The 2,594-nt window shown below is 68.4% G+C and carries 3 pseudogenes; 1 reads left to right on the top strand and 2 read right to left on the bottom strand.

Annotation, left to right across the window (positions count from 1 at the left end):
* A pseudogene (locus PV721_RS42860) lies at positions 1–103 on the top strand (IS5/IS1182 family transposase); the annotation flags it as partial.
* A 23-nt stretch (positions 104–126) separates the two neighbouring features.
* Here the strand turns inward: PV721_RS42860 and PV721_RS42855 are convergent.
* Together PV721_RS42855 and PV721_RS42850 are read right to left on the bottom strand one after the other, a co-directional pair.
* Positions 127–767: pseudogene (locus PV721_RS42855) on the bottom strand (transposase); the annotation flags it as partial.
* Between the two features lie 405 nt (positions 768–1,172).
* Positions 1,173–1,469: pseudogene (locus tag PV721_RS42850) on the bottom strand (transposase); the annotation flags it as partial.
* Between the last annotated feature and the right edge of the window lie 1,125 nt (positions 1,470–2,594).

Here is a 2,594-nt window from a genome sequence, read left to right as displayed (position 1 = left end):
CCACATCGCCATGACCGACCTCATGACCCGCCGCCTCACCAGCGAGAACACCATCTCCTGGCGCGACCCGAAGAAGACCACAGAACACCCGATTCTGGGGTGAAACATCGGACGAAAACGACCTCTCAACGGCTTGTTCACCCCGCCGCTGGGCAGCTTCTCGACCGCCAGGCGGATCACGGTGCCCTCGGTGATCGGCAGCGCCCTCGCGGTCGAGCCACGCAGCCCGGCGGGTCAGCCGGGGATGGAGCCGGTCCCACGCCTGCGCGGTCGCCGTCCGTACCGGTCGGTGCTTGTGATGGTCACCGCGGTGATCTCACCCCAGGCCCCGGGCCGGCCGAAGACGAACTCACCACCATGCTTCGGCGGGCGACCGCCCTGCGGCGGGCAGATCCACGGCACCGGGACAGGCTTGCGCATCACCCGGTCCGAGCGAAGTCGGCCCAGCACCTCGACCGACGGATCGGCCAAAAGGTGGGCGATGCGGGGCGCGTCGTAGCCGGCATCCATCACGACAGATATGTCCGGGGCCCCCGGTTGCCACTGGCCGGCTTCCACGAGGCGTTCGACGACGAACCTGGTCGGCGGTGACCGCGGCCAAGTCGGCGCCGGGCTCCAGCCGGATCGTGTCCAAGCAGGGCCGTCCACGATGTGCGGCCGGTGTCCGGTGCGGCGACGATCGAGTAGGGCCAGCCGGGCACCATCTGGTGCTTTTTTGACGCGTCAAGTCCGCGTCGGGGAGTGCATGGCTTCCCCAGCGGTTCCAGAGCGTGTGATGCCAGTCGTCGGCATCGGGGCCCGGACGTACGACTGGCGGCAGCGGCCCTGAGCTGGTCTCGATCAGGTGCAGCAGCGACCAGGCTACGCCGTAGCAGTCGTCGGGGCCGAAACAGGCAGCCAGAGCATGCGCCTCCTCGGTTGTGACTGGCACGGAGACGGCTTCGATCTGTCTGAATCGCCGGTCGACGAGCTCCTCATCGTCGGTATCCCAGTCGGCGAGGGGGCCCTCGGCGACGAAGGCCTGGACTTCGAGTCTCATCTTTGAATGATCGACTGCTCTGGGAGGCCTCGGCAAGGTGAGTTGGCCCAGGTCGGGCCGCAGCTGTCTCGGTCGACGAGGGCAGTGAGGGGCGGGCGGCCAGTTCTTCGAATCGGTCGCCGTGCTGGATTCAGTGGTGGAGCTGGCCGATCATGCGGTTGAAGAGGTTGCGCTGGGTGGCGGCGTGCCAGTCTGCGTGGTTGTCGCGGCGTCGCCGGTAGTGGACCTTGGCGCCGGGCGAGGCGGTGATCGCGGAGAACGCCCCCAGGTATCCGGCGTGATCGAGTCGGTCGTTCTTCACCCAGCGGCGGGTGATGCTCGACCTTTTGCCGGAAGCCCGCGTGATGGGCGAGGCGTCGGCGTATGCCTTCAGGCCGCAGGCGTCGGCGACCCGTTGTCGGTCGTCTCCGATCTCGGCGAGCCCCCGGGCGGCGGTGCTGGCTACGGTCCGCCTCGTGCCGGTGGAGTTTCTGACTGAGCAGGTCGATGCGTACGGGACGGTCCGGCCGATCCGCATCCGACGCCCGGACGATCCGCTCACGGCAGAGGAAGCCGGGCTCCGGCAGCGCCTGCAGGACCAGGCCGGCCCACGGGGACCGAATAGGCAGCGAGACCGATCTCCCCGGACTTCCTGTACCTCAACTACTCACACCCAGGGTAGGGAAGGCGACGGGCCACGGCGTCATCCCGCCGCTCTGGTAGGTCTCCGGCCGCCCACGCCGACGAGGCCTTCGTCTCGGCGACAGCGCGCCGCCGGGTGCGCCTCGTGGCGCAGCCTCCGGGGCTGGCGCGTCCCTGGCGTTCGACATCGGCTCCGCCGTCTTCTCGACGGGGTTTTGCCAGGCCCCAGGATGACCAGCGCCGGTCGACGTCCTCGGGATCGGCCCCACGGCTTCAGGGTTGAACAAGTTCAATTCTTTTGTGAGGCTTCAGTCCTGGCGTAGAGCGGCGGCGTTTGTGAGTTCGCTCCTGTGGGCGACGTGGCCGTAGCCAACGCCCACGCCAAGGCCTGCTGTTATTGGATTCGCGCCTGCGTTCAAGGGGTTTCATGTCCGTCCCGGTTCCGCCGCCCGGCCCGCCGCCACCGCCCGGATACGTCATTCCCCTGCCCCCGCCGCCGCGGGAGGAGATGGGGGCGGTGAAGCTCATCGGCTGTTCCTGCGTCGTCCTTGCCGCTGTCATGGCACTCCTCATATGGCTCGCTTTGCTGATGATGTTCTCCTGAGGGCCGCCAAGCAGGCCCAGCCGCAAAGGGGACCGTTTGGAGCCGAAACGCCGGCGTCCTTGGCGAAAGGAGGCTGTGGCGCTGAAAGCGGCCCCGCTGCGGGTGCCGTTCCCGCGCCTGCTGACACCCGCCCGCCGGGCCCCCGTGCGGCGGCGTCAACCGCGCCCATCAGCAGCCGGGGGCGCGTCAGCCGCAGGAGGGCCGCTTTCAGCGCCACACCCACCATTAGACAGGGACGCTGGCGTGTCGAGTTTAGACAGTCACCTGTCCTCCTGGGCACGCTTGGCGGGCTCGAGGTGAGCTGCGGCGGCAAAACTGACCAAAAGAGTG

The organism is Streptomyces sp. MB09-01 (assembly GCF_033794505.1).
Taxonomy (GTDB): Bacteria; Actinomycetota; Actinomycetes; order Streptomycetales; family Streptomycetaceae; genus Streptomyces.
This window is presented reverse-complemented; position numbering and strand designations above follow the sequence as displayed.